We start from the raw sequence: 16,124 nt of genomic DNA, 5'->3' as shown, positions 1-16,124 counted from the left end.
GGCTCGGCCGCGGCCTGGCCCTGTCCGCCAACCCGCCACTGGTTGAGCTGCTTGGCCGCCAGGTCCAGCCCGGCGGCCTCGCGCACCACGCCGGCGGCGTCCGACATCAGGGCCCGGATCTGTGCGGGCGTGCAGCCGATGTCCCCGTCCTGCAGCTCCAGCAGGGCGGCACCGAACTCCGGCGCATCACGCCGGTCCAGCGCTTCGACCGCACGGCGGGCGAACACCAGCCCCTCCAGCAGCGAATTCGAGGCCAGCCGGTTGGCCCCGTGCACGCCCGTGCAGGCGGCCTCCCCGACGGCGAACAGCCCAGGCAGCGAGGTCCGGCCCCAAGTGTCCGTCCGGATTCCGCCCATCCAGTAGTGCGACGCCGGCACCACCGGCAGCGGCTCGGCGGACCAGTCGAACCCGAGTTCCCGGACCGTCCGGTCAATCGTGGGGAACCTGTGGGCGAGGAAGCCGGCACCGCGCCGGGCGGCGATCCCTGTGGCGTCCAGGTACACGCGGGGCTCCTCCCCGCGGCCTTCGAGCAGCCGCAGCCGCTGCCAGATAGCGCGGGAGACCACGTCCCGCGGCGCCAGCTCCGCCCGGGGATCGTAGTCCGGCATGAACCGTTGGCCGTCCGGGTCCACCAGCACGGCGCCTTCCCCGCGGACGGCCTCGGAAATCATGAACGCCGCGCCACCGGCGGCCCCCGGGTCCAGCAGCGTCGGATGGAACTGGATGAACTCCAAGTCGGCCAGCACGGCCCCGGCTTCCCAGGCCAGCGCGACGCCGTCGCCCGTGGCCGTCGCGGGATTGGTCGTCGCTTCGAACAACTGGCCGGCCCCGCCCGTGGCGAGGACCACGACGTCGGCAACCTCCTGGACAGCCTTCGTCCCCTCGAGTATTTCCACGCCGGTGATCCGGCCGGCCTCGGTGAGCAGGCGCCGGACGAAGGCGTGCTCGCGGATCCGCAAACGCCCGGTTCCGGCGAGCGCGCGGACCCGCTCCACCAGCGCGGCAGCGATCCGGGCTCCGGTGCTGTCCCCGCCGGCGTGCAGGATCCGGGCCGCAGAGTGGGCGCCTTCCAGCCCCAGCGCCAGCCGTCCGCCCTCGCGGTCGAAGCCCACGCCCCAGTCCTGCAGGACGGCGATCTCCCCCGCCGCGGCCGAGCACAGCAGCTGCACGGCACCGTCGTCGTTCATCCCCGCCCCGGCGCGGAACGTGTCCGCGGCATGCGCCTGCACCGAATCCCCGGCCGCCGATCCTTCGGCAGTGACGGCGGTGATGCCGCCCTGGGCGAGCCAGGTGTTGCTCGTTTCCAGCGCGCCCTTGGCCAGCAGCGTCACCTCGGTGTCCGGGCGCTCCGCGGCCAGCGCCGCGGCATAGAGTCCGGCAATGCCGGAACCAACGACGACGGCGCGCAGCGGACGTGCGGGGGCGGCTGCGGTCACGGCCGGGCTGCCAGCATCCGCTCGAGCGCCACGCGGGCGGGCACGGCGACGGATTCCGGCACGCTGATCCGGTTGAGGATTTCGCCGCCCGGCAGCGTGGCCGTACCCGCGTAGGCTTCCAGCACCCAGGCGAGGTAGCCCGGGTGGATCCGGTACATGGTGGAGCACGGGCAGACCACGGGGTCCAGGCAGAAGATCGTGTGCTGCGGGTACTCGGCGGCCAGCCGGTTCACCATGTTGATCTCGGTGCCGACGGCGAACACCGTGGGCTCTTCGGCGGCGGCGATGGCCTTGCGGATGTAGTCGGTGGAGCCGGACTCGTCCGCCGCATCGACCACCGGCATCGGGCATTCGGGGTGCACGATCACCCGCACGCCCGGGTACTCGGCACGGGCCTGTTCGATCTGGTCCACCGTGAAGCGCTTGTGCACCGAGCAGAAGCCGTGCCAGAGGATGACCTTCGAATCCAGCAGGCTCTGCCCGTCATTGCCGCCGAGCGGCTTGCGCGGGTTCCACATCGGCATCTGCTCCAGCGGCACGCCCATGGCCTTGGCGGTGTTGCGGCCCAGATGCTGGTCCGGGAAGAACAGTACGCGCTGGGCCCGCTGGAACGCCCACTCCAGCACGGTGGCGGCGTTGGAGGAGGTGCAGACGATCCCGCCGTGCTCCCCCACGAAGGCCTTCAGCGCGGCCGAGCAGTTCATGTAGGTCACCGGCATCACGGGGATCCGGCCGTCCGCGTCCGGCTCGGTGCCAAAGATCCCGGCCAGCTGGTCCCAGCAGGCCTGGACCGAATCGGAGTCCGCCATGTCCGCCATCGAGCAGCCCGCGGCCAGGTTCGGCAGGATCACGGCCTGGTCCCCGCCCGAGAGCATATCGGCGGTTTCCGCCATGAAGTGCACGCCGCAGAAGACGATCACTTCGGCTTCGGGCTTTTCCTTCGCCGCCTGGGCCAGCTGGAAAGAGTCGCCCACGAAGTCGGCATACTTGACCACTTCATCGCGCTGGTAGAAATGGCCCAGGATGACCAGCTTCTCCCCCAGCTTCTCCTTGGCCGCCAGGATCCTGGCATCGAGCTCCTCGTCAGAGGCCAGCCGGTACTCCTCCGGGATCTGGCCCTGCCGCGGAGTGGCGGCAGGTGCGGTATCCGCCATCGAAGCACCCGGCCCGTACGCCGGGAGGCTCCCGCCGTCGAAATTCCACGGCGCCTTCACCAGGTCGGGGCTGCAGCTCCGGACCTGCGCTGCGGCCGCCTCGGCCTCGGGGCGAGAGAGGAGTTCGATGGTGCTGCTGATGGATGCCATGGTTTCTCCGTTTGTTCTGGCTTCGGTGGTGCCTGCTCAGGCGAGCGGGCCGTTCTTGGGGCCGGTCGAGCCGGTGTAGCGGTAGAGGCGGGGCGGGCGGTGGCGGCCGCCCTGCAGGTACTCGTCGGTGGCTTCGATATCCGGCGCGGCCCGCAGCTGGCGCCGGAAGTTCGCCGGGTCCAGCGTCTTGCCGAGCACCGCCTCGTACACCTCGCGCACCTGGGCGAGCGTGAACTTCTCGCCCAGGAACGCGTAGGCGATCGAGCTGTAGGCCACCTTGTTCCGCAGCCGCCACAGGGCGTAGTCGACGATCTGGTTGTGGTCGAAGGCGAGCTGTCCGACGGCGTCCGCGCGGAACCAGCGGACGTTGTCGGTCTCGCGGGCCAGTGCCGCCTCATCCGGCTTCACCAGCGCCCAGTAGACAATCGAGACGACCCGCTGGGCGGGGGAACGGTCCAAACCGCCGAACGCGTAGAGCTGCTCCAAATAGTCCGGCTGCAGGCCCGTGGTCTCCTGGAGGTTCCGCGCCGCGGCATCCTGGAGGGATTCGGCCGCGCTGAGCGGCCCGCCCGGCAGCGCCCACAACTCCCGGTACGGCTGCCGGGTCCGGCGGACCAGCGGCAGCCACAACGTCGGCCGCGAGGTCGCGCCATCACTTCGCAGGGCGAAAATCACGGTCGAGATCGCCAGCTCCGGCGGCTGCTGCCGGCGTTCGGACACATTGGCCGAATAGACCATGGCTTGCCTCCCTCCGGAACCCTTGATCCGCCGTCGTCAGTAAAAGTCATAGTGACCAGAACACAGTGTAGCGCGTAAAAGTCATTCTGACCCAATCTCGCATTCCAGGGCCACCGAGTGTTACGCGGCGCCCCTCGGGCTTACTCCCCCGTGTCCGCGCCCGCGGCGCCCTCAGCGGACGCGGCCTGCACCAGGGGCAGGGTGCGGCTGTCGAAGTGGCTGTTGAGGACGATCACGGAAGACGACCGGAGCACAGTGTTGGTAGCGGTGATCTGGTCCAGCACACGCTGCAGGTCGGCATTGGATTTGGCGACGACGCAGGCCAGCAGGTCGCTTTCGCCGGAGACGGTGTGCAGCTCCAGCACCTCGGGAATCCGTGCGAGGGCTTCGGCCACGGCATCATGGCCGGTCTCCTGCCGGATCACCAGCGAACAGTAGGCTTTGACGACATACCCCAGCTCGGCCGGGTCCAGCCGCGGTCCCCAGCCGGCGATCACGCCCGAGCGTTGCATTTTGTCCAGCCGGGCCTGTACCGTGGCACGGGCCACTTTAAGGACCCGCGAGGCTTCCAACACGGACATCCTCGGATCCTGGGTGAACAACGTGACGATGTCTGAATCGAGCGAATCGATCCTCATTTTCCGGATACCCCTTTCGGTTTGAACATCCATTCGCCGATGCGACACACAAATTGTCAACCCCGCCGGAGCATTCACCAAATGCCTCCGACGCCCAGCCGCGTCCGCCGCCTGCTGCCACCGCCGCCGGCCCATGACAGGAATTTTGACTATGACGAGAACCGCCAGAACATCCGGCAACACCACGGACTCACATGCGGGCGGCTTGGGCCAGTCCATGAAACCGCGGCAACTGGTCATGATGGGGCTCGGCAGTGCCATCGGCGCCGGTTTGTTCCTTGGTTCCGGAGCCGGGGTGCAAGCCGCAGGGCCGGCCGTGCTGGTGTCCTACCTGATCGCCGGGACCCTGGTCATCATCGTGATGGGGGCCCTGGGTGAGATGGCCGCAGCCCACCCCAGCAGCGGCGCCTTCTCCACCTACGCCGACAAGGCCATGGGCCCGACCGCGGGCGCGACCATCGGCTGGCTCTGGTGGGGCCAGCTCGTCATCGTTATTGCCGCGGAAGCGGTAGGCGCCGCCGGACTGATCGCCTCCGTCTGGCCGGTCCTGCCGGTGTGGCTGCTGGCCCTGGCCTTCATGGTGGTGTTCACCGCAGTCAACCTGCTCGGAGTGCGCAACTACGGCGAGTTCGAATTCTGGTTCGCGATCATCAAGATCGTCGCGATCCTGGCCTTCCTGGCCATTGGTGCGGCCCTGATGGCCGGCTGGCTGCCCCAGACCTCCTCTCCGGGACTGACGAACTTCCTGGGCCCGGATGGATTCGCCCCGGCAGGCCTCGGCGGCATTGCCGCCGGCCTGCTGGTGGTCATCTTCGCCTTCGGCGGCACGGAGATCGTGGCAGTGGCCGCGGCGGAGACCCAGGATCCCCAGCGCAGCGTCGCCCGCGCAGTCAAGACCGTGGTGTGGCGCATCCTGGTGTTCTACATCGGCTCGGTGCTGGTCATCACCCTGGTGGTCCCGTGGGATTCCCCCGCCCTTGATTCCCCTTTCGCCGCGGTCCTTGCGCAAGCGCGGATTCCAGGTGCCGACGTGGCGATCACATTGGTCGCCGCCGTTGCACTGCTCTCCGCCCTCAACGCGAACCTCTACGGTGCCTCCCGGATGATCTTCTCGCTCTCCCGGCGCGGTGATGCCCCGGCCCGGCTCCAGCGGACCGCCGGCCGGAACGTTCCGGTGGCCGCCGTGCTCTCCTCGGTGGCCTTCGGCTTCGCCGCCACTGTGCTCGAACTGCTGTTCCCCGAGAAAGTGCTGCCGCTGCTGCTGAACTTCGTCGGGTCCACCTGTCTGGCGGTGTGGGCGATCGTACTGGTCTCCCAGTTGATCCTCCGCCGCCGTGCCGTTCGCGAAGGTCAGCCGCTGCCGATGAAGCTGCCCGGATACCCGTGGACCAGCGGCGTCGGGCTCGCCCTGCTGGCCGCAATCATCATCATTGGCCTCTTCTCCCCCACAACGGCAGTCCAGCTCGGCTCCACCGCCGCCCTGATCGCTGCAATAGCCATTTTCAGCAAGGTCGCCAAGCGCCGCGCAGCGAATGTCGAGCCGACCCACAGCATCTAACAAATTGCCAGCGTTATCCCGGCTTTAGCCGGACTGATTGTGCAGTGTGCACGATCCCGAACTTCAACGTTGCACCCCTCCAGCCGCGTGATTACTGTCACGTGGAAAGACAGCAGCAGTTCCTTGCCGGCCTGTGGATTCAAGCCGCGCGGGCAGGAACCCTGGACAGACTGGAGGAAACGCCCATGGCCGAAATTCCCGGCTCCGACCACGCGTTCCTTGCCGACGAGGACCTGCGGGAGCTCTACCGCCTCATGGTCGCCGTGCGGCACCTGGACGAATCGGCAATCCGCTGGCAGCGCCAGGGCCTCATTCCCGGCTACGCACCCGAGTTGGGGCAAGAGGCCGCCCAAGTAGGCAGCGGCTACGCGCTGGACATGACCCGCGACTTCGTTTTCCCCACGTATCGCGAGATGGGCGTCGCCCGCACTGTCGGCGTGGACATGGTCGAGTACATGTCGACCCACAAAGCCACCTGGCACGGCGGGCTCTACGATCCGGCGGCAACCCGTTTCGCGCCCATCCAAGCTGTGGTGGCCGGCTCCGTGCTGCATGCAGTCGGCTGGGCCCATGCCCAGACCCTCGACGGCACCGGCGGCGCCGCGATCACCTACTTCGGCGACGGCGCCAGTTCCCAAGGCGATGTCCACGAAGCAATGAACTTCGCCGCGGTCATGAAGGCACCGGTGGTCTTCTTCATCCAGAACAACGGATGGGCCATCTCGGTCCCGACTGAGCGCCAGGTGGCCGGCGGCTCGGTCGCCGCGCGTGCAGCCGGATACGGCATCCCCTCGCTGCAGGTGGACGGGAACGACGTCGTTGCGGTCGCCGAGGCAACAGCGGCGGCCCTGGCGCATGCCCGCGCCGGCAACGGACCCGCCATCGTCGAAGCCATGACGTACCGCCGCGGCCCGCACTCCACCAGCGACGACCCCGGCCGGTACCGCACCCTCGAAGCCGAACGCGCCGACGCCGGCGAAGATCCGCTCCAGCGGATGCGCTCACACCTGGTGGCCAAGGGCCTCGCGGACGAAGCCTTCTTCGAGGAAGCGCTCGCCGCAGCGAAGGCGGAGGAAGAACGCATCCGCGAGGGGATCATGGCCCTCGGCCCGCGTCCCGGGAGGGAGATGTTCGACTTCGTCTACCAGGAACCCACAGCAGCATTGAAGGACCAGGCCCGGGCCTGGCGGGAGGAGTCCGAACATGTCTGAGCACGCTACCCTCAGCGACCTTGACGCGGCCCGTGACAACACCCAGTCGGCGGCGGCGCAGCGGGAATCGGTCGAGGTCATCCCGGCCGCCAATGAAAGCGGTCAGCCCGCCGGTCCCGACGCGGAGACGCTGTCCATGCAGCAGGCGTTGAACCGCGCGCTGTCCGAAATCCTCGAAGCCGATCGGAAGGCCGTGGTGCTGGGCGAAGACGTCGGCCAGCTTGGCGGCGTTTTCCGCATCACCGATGGCCTGCAGCGCAAGTTCGGGGAAGCGCGCGTCTTTGACACGCCGCTGGCTGAATCCGGCATCCTGGGCATGTCCGTGGGGCTGGCCATGGCCGGCTATCACCCGATCCCTGAGGTGCAGTTCGACGGCTTCGCCTATCCGGCGGTCAACCAGATCATCTGCCAGGTCGGCCGGATGAACTACCGCAGCCGCGGCAAGCTGCCCATGCCCATTACCTTGCGTGTGCCCAGCTTCGGCGGCATCCGCGCCCCGGAGCACCACGGCGAATCGCTCGAGGCTCTCTTTGCCCACGTTCCCGGGCTCAAGGTGGTCTCGCCGTCGACCCCGCACGAGGCGTACCACCTGCTCAAGTTTGCTGCCTCGCGGCCGGACCCGGTGGTCTTCATGGAGCCAAAGTCCCGCTACTGGCAAAAGGGACCTGTGGACACCGCAGCCTCCGGCTACTCTCCGGAAGGCGCGCGCGTGGTCCGCGAGGGCCGGCACCTGACCCTCGTCGCCTGGGGTGCCATGGTGGCCCGCTGCCTGCAGGTCGCCGAACTCGCGGCCGAAGACGGCATCGACATTGAGGTGCTGGACCTGCGCTGGCTCAAGCCCATTGATGCTGAAGCCCTGGCGACCTCCGTGGGCAAGACGCGGCGCGCCGTCGTCGTGCATGAAGCACCCCTCACATCGGGACTTGGCGCGGAGGTAGCGGCCCTGATTACCGAACGCTGCTTCGGCACCTTGAAGGCACCCGTTGAGCGGGTTACAGGTTTCGACGTACCGTATCCCTCAGGAGACCTCGAGGACGAGTACATTCCCGACATTGACCGCATCCTGTTCGGGATCCAGCGAGTATTGGAGTATCGCCGTGGCTGAAATTTCTTTCCCCTTGCCGGACCTGGGCGAAGGCCTGATCGAGGCAACCGTGCTCGAATGGCTGGTTTCCGAAGGCGAACAAATCGAGCGCAACCACCCGCTGGTGGAAGTCGAGACGACGAAATCCGCGGTGGAACTGCCCTCCCCGCAGGCCGGCAAGGTCCTGAAGATCTACGGCGAACCCGGCGCCATCATCAAGGTGGGCGACCCGCTGATTGTCTTCGAGGTCCCGGATGACACCGCCGGCATTGTCGGCACGGTAGCGCAGGAGGAGGCGCCGAAGCGCCGCGTCCGGCTCACCGCGAACCTGGACGAGGACTGAGGACGGTGGGCCGCCATCGCGACCAGCTGGTCGAAGGCGTAGACCCGCACCTGAACGTGCAGGTGCACGAGGCTGCACCGGGGACCACCGGGCCGCGCCGGCCGGTCATCCTGCTGCATGGCTTCGCGTCCTCGGCCAAGCTCAACTGGGAGGACGCCGGCTGGGTCAACGCGCTGACCCAAGCCGGCCGCCGCGTGGTAACCGTGGACTTGCCCGGCCACGGCGGGAGTCCGGCGCCGGAGGAGATGGACGCCTACTCCCCCAGCCGCATCCGCGCCGACCTGCTCCAGCTGATCCAGAACGCGCACGTACGTCCTTTAGAGCACGACGACGATTCCACCGGAGTGGATCTGCTCGGCTACTCGCTGGGCGCGCGTCTGGCATGGGAGTTCGGCGCCACCCAGCCTGAACTGGTGCGGCGCATGGTGCTGGGCGGTCCCGGCGTTCACGATCCGCTGGCGGACTTCGACATGCCCGCGGCGCAGCGCTACCTTGCGGATGGAACACCGATCGACGACCCGACCACCGCTGAGCTGCTGCGGATGGCCCAACTGGTGCCTGGCAACGACATCTACGCCATGCTGACCATGATCGAGGCGATCAAGGTCGAGCCGTTCGTCCCTACCGAGGCCGTGCCGAAAATGCCGGTGCTGCTGGTGGCCGGGGAACGCGATGAACTGGCCACGACCGCCCCGGAACTGGCTGCCCTCGCCGCCGACGCGGAATTGCTTTGGCTGCCGGCACGCACGCACGCCAATGCCGTGACCAGCCGGGCCTTCAAGAACGCTGCCATCGAGTTCCTCTCCAGCTGATGCGGTGCTGCTCACTGTGCCGCCAAATGGTCCCCGGCACAGTGGGCCGTACCGTAGAATTGGAGGAAATCAGCACACTTACATCCTGGGCGTGGAGGCTTGGTGGATATTCTCCTTGGGGGTCGCTACAGGACCGGTGAACTCATCGGCACCGGCGGCGCCGCCTCTGTTTTCAGGGCGCTTGACGAAACGTTGAACCGCGAAGTAGCGGTCAAGCTTTTTGCTCCGACTACGCCGGATGACGACGCCTACCGGCGCCAGCACACCGAGACCCTGCTGCTGGCGACCCTGAGCCATCCGGTGCTCGTCACCCTCCTCGACGCGGGACTCTACGAGGATGCCAGCGGAACCACCAGCAGCTATCTGGTCATGGAGCTAATCGAAGGCCAGGACCTGCGCAAGATGCTCGCCGGCGGCCCCTTGGATCCGTCCGCAGCAGCGAACATCGGTGCGGACCTGGCCGATGCGCTCAACTACATTCACGAGAACGGCGTGGTGCACCGCGACATCAAACCCGCCAACATCCTGATGTCCGACACCGGCAGCCGGGACACCCGGCTCCACCCCAAACTGTCCGACTTCGGCATCGCCCGCGTTGTCGATGCTTCGGTAGCGACGGTCCACGGGGCGACCATCGGTACAGCCAACTACCTCAGCCCGGAACAGGCCCTCAGCCAACCCGTGACCGCGACATCGGACATCTACTCCTTGGGCCTGGTCCTCCTCGAATGCATCACCGGCGAAAAGGCTTTCCCGGGTCCCATCGTCGAGTCGGCCGTGGCCCGGCTGCTGAAGGACCCGCCGATTCCGGATTCCCTCGGCGACGATTGGGCTCAGCTGCTGCGCACCATGACCGCCCGCGAACCCGGTAACCGGCCAACGGCCCACGAAGTTGCGCTCACGCTTCGCTCCTGGACCGAAACCGTGGTCTTGCCTGCGTCCGCTGGAGCGGAACAGCAGGCAGCGCTTCAACCCGCTCCGGTCGACGTGCAGCCGAATCGCAGGACGCCCGTCAGCCCGGAGACCGGCAATGTCACAACCGGAAACGTTGTCATTCCCACTCCGCCGAACCGCGCGCCGAGCGTCGGCTGATACTGCCTGATTGTGGCACCGTTTCGCTGGCCGCGCCTGGCTGATCCTGGCGCTTAGCTGAATCGGACGCCTCGATCAGGCAGCGGCTCCCCGGGCTCAGACCGTGTGCAGTCAGGCCCTGCAGCTACGGCCCAGGTGATCGGGGTGGGATCCTGGTTTGCCAGTACGTGTTCCGCAAAGGTCTTCGGTCGGGATCGATGTAGGCCGGCGGCGTGAACCATGGGATTCCATCCGTGACGGTAATGGTCCAGTTCCCCTGTTCGATCAGGTCGTGATGGAGAATGCATAGACAGACGCCATTCGAGACGCTCGTATGCCCACCGGACCACCAAGGCACTATGTGGTGGGCTTCAGTCCAGAACGCCGGCATAGTGCAGCCCGGGAAGGCGCAGCCCTTGTCCCTGGCTACCAGAGCCCGGCGGGTGGCGCGGTTGAAGAACCGTTGCGACCTGCCCAGATCCAGCACCTCACCTTTGGAACCGAGAACGGCCGGAATGATTTCGGCATCGCATGCCATGCGGCGGGCCGCCGTCGCCGAGATAGGGCCGTTGAAGACTGCAGTGGCGCCGCCCGTCAGGAGTCCGGCGAGCTGCTCATAGGCCGTCGTGACAATGACCTGTGCACGGTGTCCGCCCGAATCGGGGAGCTGGCCAGTGTTCAGCGCAATCTTGCACGCCCCGATGAGTCCGGCGAGCAGCTTTTGTGCCCGAGTGAAATCGTCCAATCCTTCAAGCACTGCAGGCGCTACCGCGACAGTCTCCCGCTCACAGGTTTGCCCGTCGCCGCCTGCATCACTACTTTGACCAGCTGCTGACGTTCCGCTGAACACTGCCTGCCCGTCGCCGGTGCGACTGGTTCCGGTGCCGGACCCCGCCGCAGCAGCCGATTCAATGGCGTCCGAACGAATGCGAGGATTCGTGGCGGTATTCATGGCTGTCGCCACGGCTTCGTACTGCTCGTCCGTTGCGTTGATGACGAACTGGTGCAGTCCCCGCCGCCGGCCGCGGTAGAAAACGCCCTGCCGGGCCTTAAGTTCTTCCTCGCTTGGTTCCGCTCCGTCCTGGTCAACCGCGGTTTCCCATGTCTTCGCCACCATGGCCAGCGTGTCGGCATCTGTTTCCGTGGCCTGCTGCACCAGGCACGATTCCATGGCTTCCAGGGTGTCGCTACCGGCGGCATGGCTGGCCCGGGCAATTGAATCGGCAACCAGAGCGGCGGCGGCGCCCCTGACCGCACCGGCGGCCACGGCTTCGGCGAGCGCGGGCCGCGCTGGCGTTCCGGGTTCCCCATCGAGACGGACCGGAACTGCTACCGCTTTTCCAACCCTGATCCGGCGCCTGGCTTCCACGATGCCAATCCGCAAACGCGCCCGAAGGTACTCCGCGTTGTTGGCGAACTCGGTCTTCCGCCGTTTCCGGTCCCCAGCTCCCCTGCCCGCCCGGTCATTGACGTCTTCCTGCCGGATGGCCCTCGCCGGGTCGGACCACACTTCCGTGCCGGACGTCCCCGGGACTGAGCCGCCGTTCGTAGAAGCTTCACCCCAGGTTGCGACGTCGGTTGCGTCCACAGCGTAGGCGCCGGCCACTTGAAAGGAATCCACGACCTTCGAAACATCCTCGACTGCCGCAACTACCGCCACCAGATTCGGAATGGACAGAGAAGCCCCTTCCGCACGGAACCGAGCCGCGAGATCCTGAAGAGCGACACGTATATCCAGCAGGGACGCTTCCATCTCTGCGGTTCCGTCCAACGGTACGAGGGTCATGGCTCAACGCTATTTCGGCAGATTTTCGAAGAACAGCGAAAATCCTCGATGTGTAGGAGCAGTGGCACCGGGAAGCGGCCCATTCGACCTCTGGATCCTACAACTGAGCGGGCTTTTGGGCTCCTTGCGTGAGAAGCTTGACGTGACTCGCCGCACAAGCCATGATGGATCGTATACGATTTCGTACATCACATCAGGAGGATGCATTGTCTGACGGCAACATCGCGCGCAACACCGCACAGGCCACGCTGCAGGAAGTGAATGCGCAGACGATCAACGAGGCCGGCAAGGTCCTGGCGGTCCACCTTTCCTACCGCTCACGGGCTGAACAGCGCGGACGCGTCCCGGCCAACCCCTCCTACTTCATGAAGGCTTCCTCCTCGCTGGCGCTGACCGGCGGAACGGTTGAACGTCCGGCCGGCACCGAGCTACTCGCTTTCGAGGGCGAAATCGCCCTGGTCATTGGGACCGCCGCACGCCGGGTATCGGTCGAGGACGCATGGAGCCACGTCGGCTTCGTCACCGCCAGCAATGACCTCGGCGTCTATGACATTAAGTACGCGGACAAGGGATCCAACATCCGTTCCAAGTCCGGGGACGGCTTCACGCCCTTCGGCCCGGCGCTGCTCCCTGCGGCAGAGATCAATCCGGACGCGCTGCGGATCCGCACCTGGGTCAATGGGGAGACCGTCCAGGACGACACCACTGCCGGCCTGATCTTCTCCTTCGCCCGGATTGTGGCGGACCTCTCCCAGCTGATGACCCTGCAGCCGGGCGACGTGATCCTCACCGGCACTCCCGCTGGTTCCTCGGTGATCGTCCCCGGGGACGTGGTCGAGGTCGAGGTTTCCGATGAAGCCGCGGGGCTGAGCACCGGCCGGCTGACCACCACGGTGATCCAGGGCGAGCAGGGCTTCGCTTCCTTCGGCAACACCCCAAAGATTACGGACCAGGACCGGATCGACGCCTTCGGCAGCGAAGAGGCAGCAGGCCTGGCTCCGGCCGTCACGGGCAAGTCGGCGCTGACCGACGAGGTGAAGGCCAAGCTCCTCTCCGTTGCCACGGCCACTATTTCCGGCGCACTGCGCAAGCGCGGCCTGAACAATGTCAGCGTCGACGGGCTGCTGGCCACCAAGCCCGGGCAGAAGGTCATCGGCACGGCCCGGACGCTGCGTTATGTACCCAATCGCGAAGACCTGTTCAAGAGCCATGGCGGCGGCTACAACGCCCAGAAGCAGATCATCGATGCCGTCGGCCCGGGCGAGATCCTGGTCATGGAAGCCCGCGGCGAGAAGGGATCGGGCACGCTCGGGGACATCCTGGCCATGCGCGCGCAGGTTCGCGGCGCCGAGGCCATCATTACCGACGGCGGCGTCCGGGACCTCTCCGAGGTGGCGGCTTTGGACATCCCGACTTTCTACAACGGCGCGCACCCGGCTGTGCTGGGCCGCAAGCACGTGCCGTGGGACACCGACGTGACCGTTGCCTGCGGCGGCACGACCATCCAGCCCGGCGACATCATCGTGGCGGACGACAACGGCATCCTGGTGATTCCGCCGGCGCTGGCCGCCGAGATCGCCGACGAAGTCGTCGAGCAGGAGCGCCGCGATGCGTTCGTCTTCGAGATGGTCAAGGAAGGACACAAGATCGACGGCCTGTTCCCGATGAACGCCGACTGGCTGGCCAAGTACCAGCAGTGGGTTGCAGAAGGCAACGGGGCCTGACCATGCCGACCGCCGCCGCCACGGCGTCCGAATCGAAGTCGGAACGCGCCTACCAGCTGCTCCATGAACGGATCGGCAGCGGCCAGCTGGTACCCGGCTACCGCCTGGTGCTCAGCAGCATTGCCGAAGAACTGGGCTGCAGCGTAGTACCGGTCCGCGAAGCGATCCGCCGGCTCGAAGCTGAAGGGTTCGTGACCTTCGAACGGAACGTCGGAGCAACGGTTGCCGCCATTGACGCGATGCTCTACCTGCACACCATGCAGACGCTGAGCATCGTGGAGGGGGCGGCAACCGGGCTGGCAGCCGGCCTGATCACCGACGAGGACCTGCTCCGTGCCCGCGAACTCAACATGCAGCTGCGCGAGTGCCTGGACAATTTCGAACCGGTCCGTTTCACCCGGCTGAACAATGAATTCCACTCCATCCTCTACGGGAGGTGTCCCAATCCGCACATTCTGGACCTGGTGCACCGCGGCTGGAACCGCCTGAACGCGATGCGCGCTTCCAGTTTCGATCTCGTCCCCGGCCGGGCACGCGAGTCGGTCGCCGAACACGACGGCCTGCTCGCGCTCCTTGAGGCCAAAGCAAGCCCGCACGAGATCGAAATGGCCGCCCGGGCCCACCGGACGGCCACCCTCAACGCCTACATGGCGCAGAAGAACCAACCGCCCTCCGTCCTCTAAAAAACGTCCGGCAACCACCACGAAAGGTAGATCATGGCCGACCACCGCGTGCCCGAGAACCTGCCCACCCACATCCAGCACTACATCGGCGGCAAGCTCGTCGATTCGATCGACGGCGACACCTTCGATGTGCTGGATCCGGTCACCAATAAGCCGTACATCAAGGCCGCTTCCGGCAAGGTCGCCGACATCGAGGCAGCGGTCGCCGCAGCCAAGGATGCTTTCGAGAACGGCCCTTGGCCGACCATGCTCCCGCGCGACCGCTCCCGTGTGCTGCACAAGATCGCCGACATTGTGGAGTCCCGCGGCCAGGAACTGGCCGAGATGGAGTGCTTCGACACCGGCCTGCCGATCAAGCAGGCCCTGGGCCAGGCACGCCGCGCCGCGGAGAACTTCCGCTTCTTTGCCGACCTGATCGTCGCCCAGCACGACGACGCGTTCAAGGTCCCCGGCCGCCAGGCCAACTACGTCAACCGCAAGCCCATCGGCGTCGCCGGCCTGATTACCCCGTGGAACACCCCGTTCATGCTGGAGTCCTGGAAGCTGGGCCCGGCGCTGGCCACCGGCAACACCGTGGTCCTGAAGCCGGCCGAGTTCACCCCGCTCTCCGCGTCCCTGTGGCCGGGGATCTTCGAGGAGGCCGGCCTGCCGGAGGGCGTCTTCAACATCGTCCACGGCTTCGGCGAGGAGGGCTACGCCGGCGACTCCCTGGTCAAGCACCCGGACGTGCCGCTGATCTCCTTCACCGGCGAGTCCCGCACCGGCCAGATCATCTTCGGCAACGCGGCTCCCTACCTGAAGGGCCTGTCCATGGAGCTGGGCGGCAAGTCCCCCGCCGTCGTCTTCGCTGATGCCGACCTGGACGCCGCCATCGACGCGACCATCTTCGGCGTCTTCTCCCTCAACGGCGAACGCTGCACCGCCGGCTCCCGCATCCTGGTCCAGCGGGACATCTACGACCAGTTCGTGGAGCGCTACTCGGCCCAGGCCAAGCGCGTCAAGGTCGGCCTGCCCCACGACGAGGCCACCGAGGTCGGTGCCCTGGTCCATCCGGAGCACTTCGAGAAGGTCATGTCCTACGTGGAGATCGGCAAGCAGGAGGCCCGCCTGACCGCCGGCGGCGGCCGCCCGGAGGAGTTCCCCGAGGGCAACTTCATCCAGCCGACGGTCTTCGCCGATGTCGCCCCGGATGCCCGGATCTTCCAGGAGGAGATCTTCGGCCCGGTCGTGGCCATCACGCCGTTCGACACGGACGAGGAAGCCCTTGAGCTGGCCAACAACACCAAGTACGGCCTCGCCGCCTACATCTGGACGAACGACCTCAAGCGGGCCCACAACTTCGCCCAGAACGTCGAAGCCGGCATGGTGTGGCTGAACTCCAACAACGTCCGCGACCTGCGCACCCCGTTCGGCGGCGTCAAGGCCTCCGGCCTCGGCCATGAGGGCGGCTACCGCTCCATCGACTTCTACACCGACCAGCAGGCCGTCCACATCAACCTCGGCGAGGTGCACAACCCGGTCTTCGGCAAGGCCGAGGATGCCGCCGCCGTAACCGACGCCTAGCCCGCGCGACTTACCCCAAAGGAGAAACCCATGAGCAACGAAATTCCCAAGCCCTCCGTGCCGGCACCGGACATCCTGCGCTGCGCGTACATGGAGATCGTGGTCACCGACCTGGCCAAGTCCCGCGAGTTCTACGTGGACCTGCTCGGCCTGCACGTGACCGAAGAAGACGA

The 16,124-nt window shown here is 66.8% G+C and carries 15 protein-coding genes; 10 read left to right on the top strand and 5 right to left on the bottom strand.

Going from position 1 to position 16,124, the window contains the following annotated elements:
- The 4 genes from nadB to D477_RS10855 all read right to left on the bottom strand — a co-directional run.
- On the bottom strand, nucleotides 1-1,436 hold a 1,436-nt coding region (gene nadB, locus D477_RS10870; protein WP_005269089.1), incomplete at its 3' end, for an L-aspartate oxidase.
- Nucleotides 1,433-2,740, bottom strand: coding sequence for a quinolinate synthase NadA (gene nadA / locus D477_RS10865; RefSeq protein WP_005269088.1), 1,308 nt, complete (start codon nucleotides 2,738-2,740; stop codon nucleotides 1,433-1,435). The genes nadB and nadA, both read right to left, overlap by 4 nt.
- Before the next feature lie 36 nt (nucleotides 2,741-2,776).
- Nucleotides 2,777-3,478 (bottom strand): NUDIX hydrolase, encoded by a 702-nt coding sequence (locus D477_RS10860; protein WP_005269087.1) that lies wholly within the window; start codon nucleotides 3,476-3,478, stop codon nucleotides 2,777-2,779.
- Between the two features lie 140 nt (nucleotides 3,479-3,618).
- Entirely contained in the window at nucleotides 3,619-4,116 is a 498-nt protein-coding gene (locus tag D477_RS10855) for an Lrp/AsnC family transcriptional regulator (protein ID WP_005269086.1), read from the bottom strand.
- A 151-nt stretch (nucleotides 4,117-4,267) separates the two neighbouring features.
- Here D477_RS10855 and D477_RS10850 point away from each other — a divergent pair, with 151 nt between their 5' ends.
- The 6 genes from D477_RS10850 to D477_RS10825 all read left to right on the top strand — a co-directional run bounded on the left by D477_RS10850 (nucleotide 4,268) and on the right by D477_RS10825 (nucleotide 10,216).
- Complete coding sequence (locus D477_RS10850) at nucleotides 4,268-5,674, top strand: amino acid permease (RefSeq protein ID WP_005269085.1); 1,407 nt, start codon at nucleotides 4,268-4,270, stop codon at nucleotides 5,672-5,674.
- A gap of 185 nt (nucleotides 5,675-5,859) precedes the next feature.
- A complete protein-coding gene (locus D477_RS10845; protein WP_005269084.1) occupies nucleotides 5,860-6,885 on the top strand; it encodes a thiamine pyrophosphate-dependent enzyme in 1,026 nt (341 codons plus the stop codon).
- A gap of 136 nt (nucleotides 6,886-7,021) precedes the next feature.
- Nucleotides 7,022-7,990 (top strand): alpha-ketoacid dehydrogenase subunit beta, encoded by a 969-nt coding sequence (locus tag D477_RS10840; RefSeq protein ID WP_237740769.1) that lies wholly within the window; start codon nucleotides 7,022-7,024, stop codon nucleotides 7,988-7,990.
- Nucleotides 7,983-8,312, top strand: coding sequence for a biotin/lipoyl-containing protein (locus tag D477_RS10835; RefSeq protein ID WP_005269082.1), 330 nt, complete (start codon nucleotides 7,983-7,985; stop codon nucleotides 8,310-8,312). The genes D477_RS10840 and D477_RS10835 overlap by 8 nt, the downstream gene beginning before the upstream one ends.
- Before the next feature lie 5 nt (nucleotides 8,313-8,317).
- Nucleotides 8,318-9,124, top strand: a complete 807-nt coding sequence (locus D477_RS10830) for an alpha/beta fold hydrolase (RefSeq protein ID WP_005269081.1) — start codon at nucleotides 8,318-8,320, stop codon at nucleotides 9,122-9,124.
- A gap of 102 nt (nucleotides 9,125-9,226) precedes the next feature.
- Nucleotides 9,227-10,216, top strand: coding sequence for a serine/threonine-protein kinase (locus D477_RS10825; RefSeq protein ID WP_005269080.1), 990 nt, complete (start codon nucleotides 9,227-9,229; stop codon nucleotides 10,214-10,216).
- 124 nt (nucleotides 10,217-10,340) lie between these two features.
- On the opposite strand, the gene D477_RS10820 is transcribed toward D477_RS10825, so the two are convergent.
- Nucleotides 10,341-11,981 (bottom strand): HNH endonuclease, encoded by a 1,641-nt coding sequence (locus D477_RS10820; protein ID WP_081608542.1) that lies wholly within the window; start codon nucleotides 11,979-11,981, stop codon nucleotides 10,341-10,343.
- A 248-nt stretch (nucleotides 11,982-12,229) separates the two neighbouring features.
- Between D477_RS10820 and D477_RS10815 the strand changes: the two genes are divergently transcribed.
- The 4 genes from D477_RS10815 to D477_RS22285 all read left to right on the top strand — a co-directional run.
- The gene (locus D477_RS10815; RefSeq protein ID WP_043846589.1) at nucleotides 12,230-13,705 is read left to right on the top strand and encodes a fumarylacetoacetate hydrolase family protein; all 1,476 of its coding nucleotides are present in this window, start codon (nucleotides 12,230-12,232) and stop codon (nucleotides 13,703-13,705) included.
- Between the two features lie 2 nt (nucleotides 13,706-13,707).
- Nucleotides 13,708-14,388 carry a GntR family transcriptional regulator gene (locus D477_RS10810; RefSeq protein WP_005269077.1) on the top strand — a complete coding sequence of 227 codons (681 nt, stop codon included), beginning with the start codon at nucleotides 13,708-13,710 and terminating at the stop codon, nucleotides 14,386-14,388.
- 33 nt (nucleotides 14,389-14,421) lie between these two features.
- A complete protein-coding gene (gene hpaE, locus D477_RS10805) occupies nucleotides 14,422-15,951 on the top strand; it encodes a 5-carboxymethyl-2-hydroxymuconate semialdehyde dehydrogenase (protein ID WP_005269076.1) in 1,530 nt (509 codons plus the stop codon).
- A 30-nt stretch (nucleotides 15,952-15,981) separates the two neighbouring features.
- Nucleotides 15,982-16,124 (top strand): VOC family protein (locus tag D477_RS22285; protein WP_005269075.1); only part of this gene is annotated, 143 nt, incomplete at its 3' end.

The organism is Arthrobacter crystallopoietes BAB-32 (assembly GCF_000328305.2).
GTDB classification, from domain to species: domain Bacteria; phylum Actinomycetota; class Actinomycetes; order Actinomycetales; family Micrococcaceae; genus Crystallibacter; species Crystallibacter crystallopoietes_A.
The sequence above is the reverse complement of the archived record's forward strand: the minus strand, read 5'-3'. Positions and strand labels throughout refer to the sequence as shown.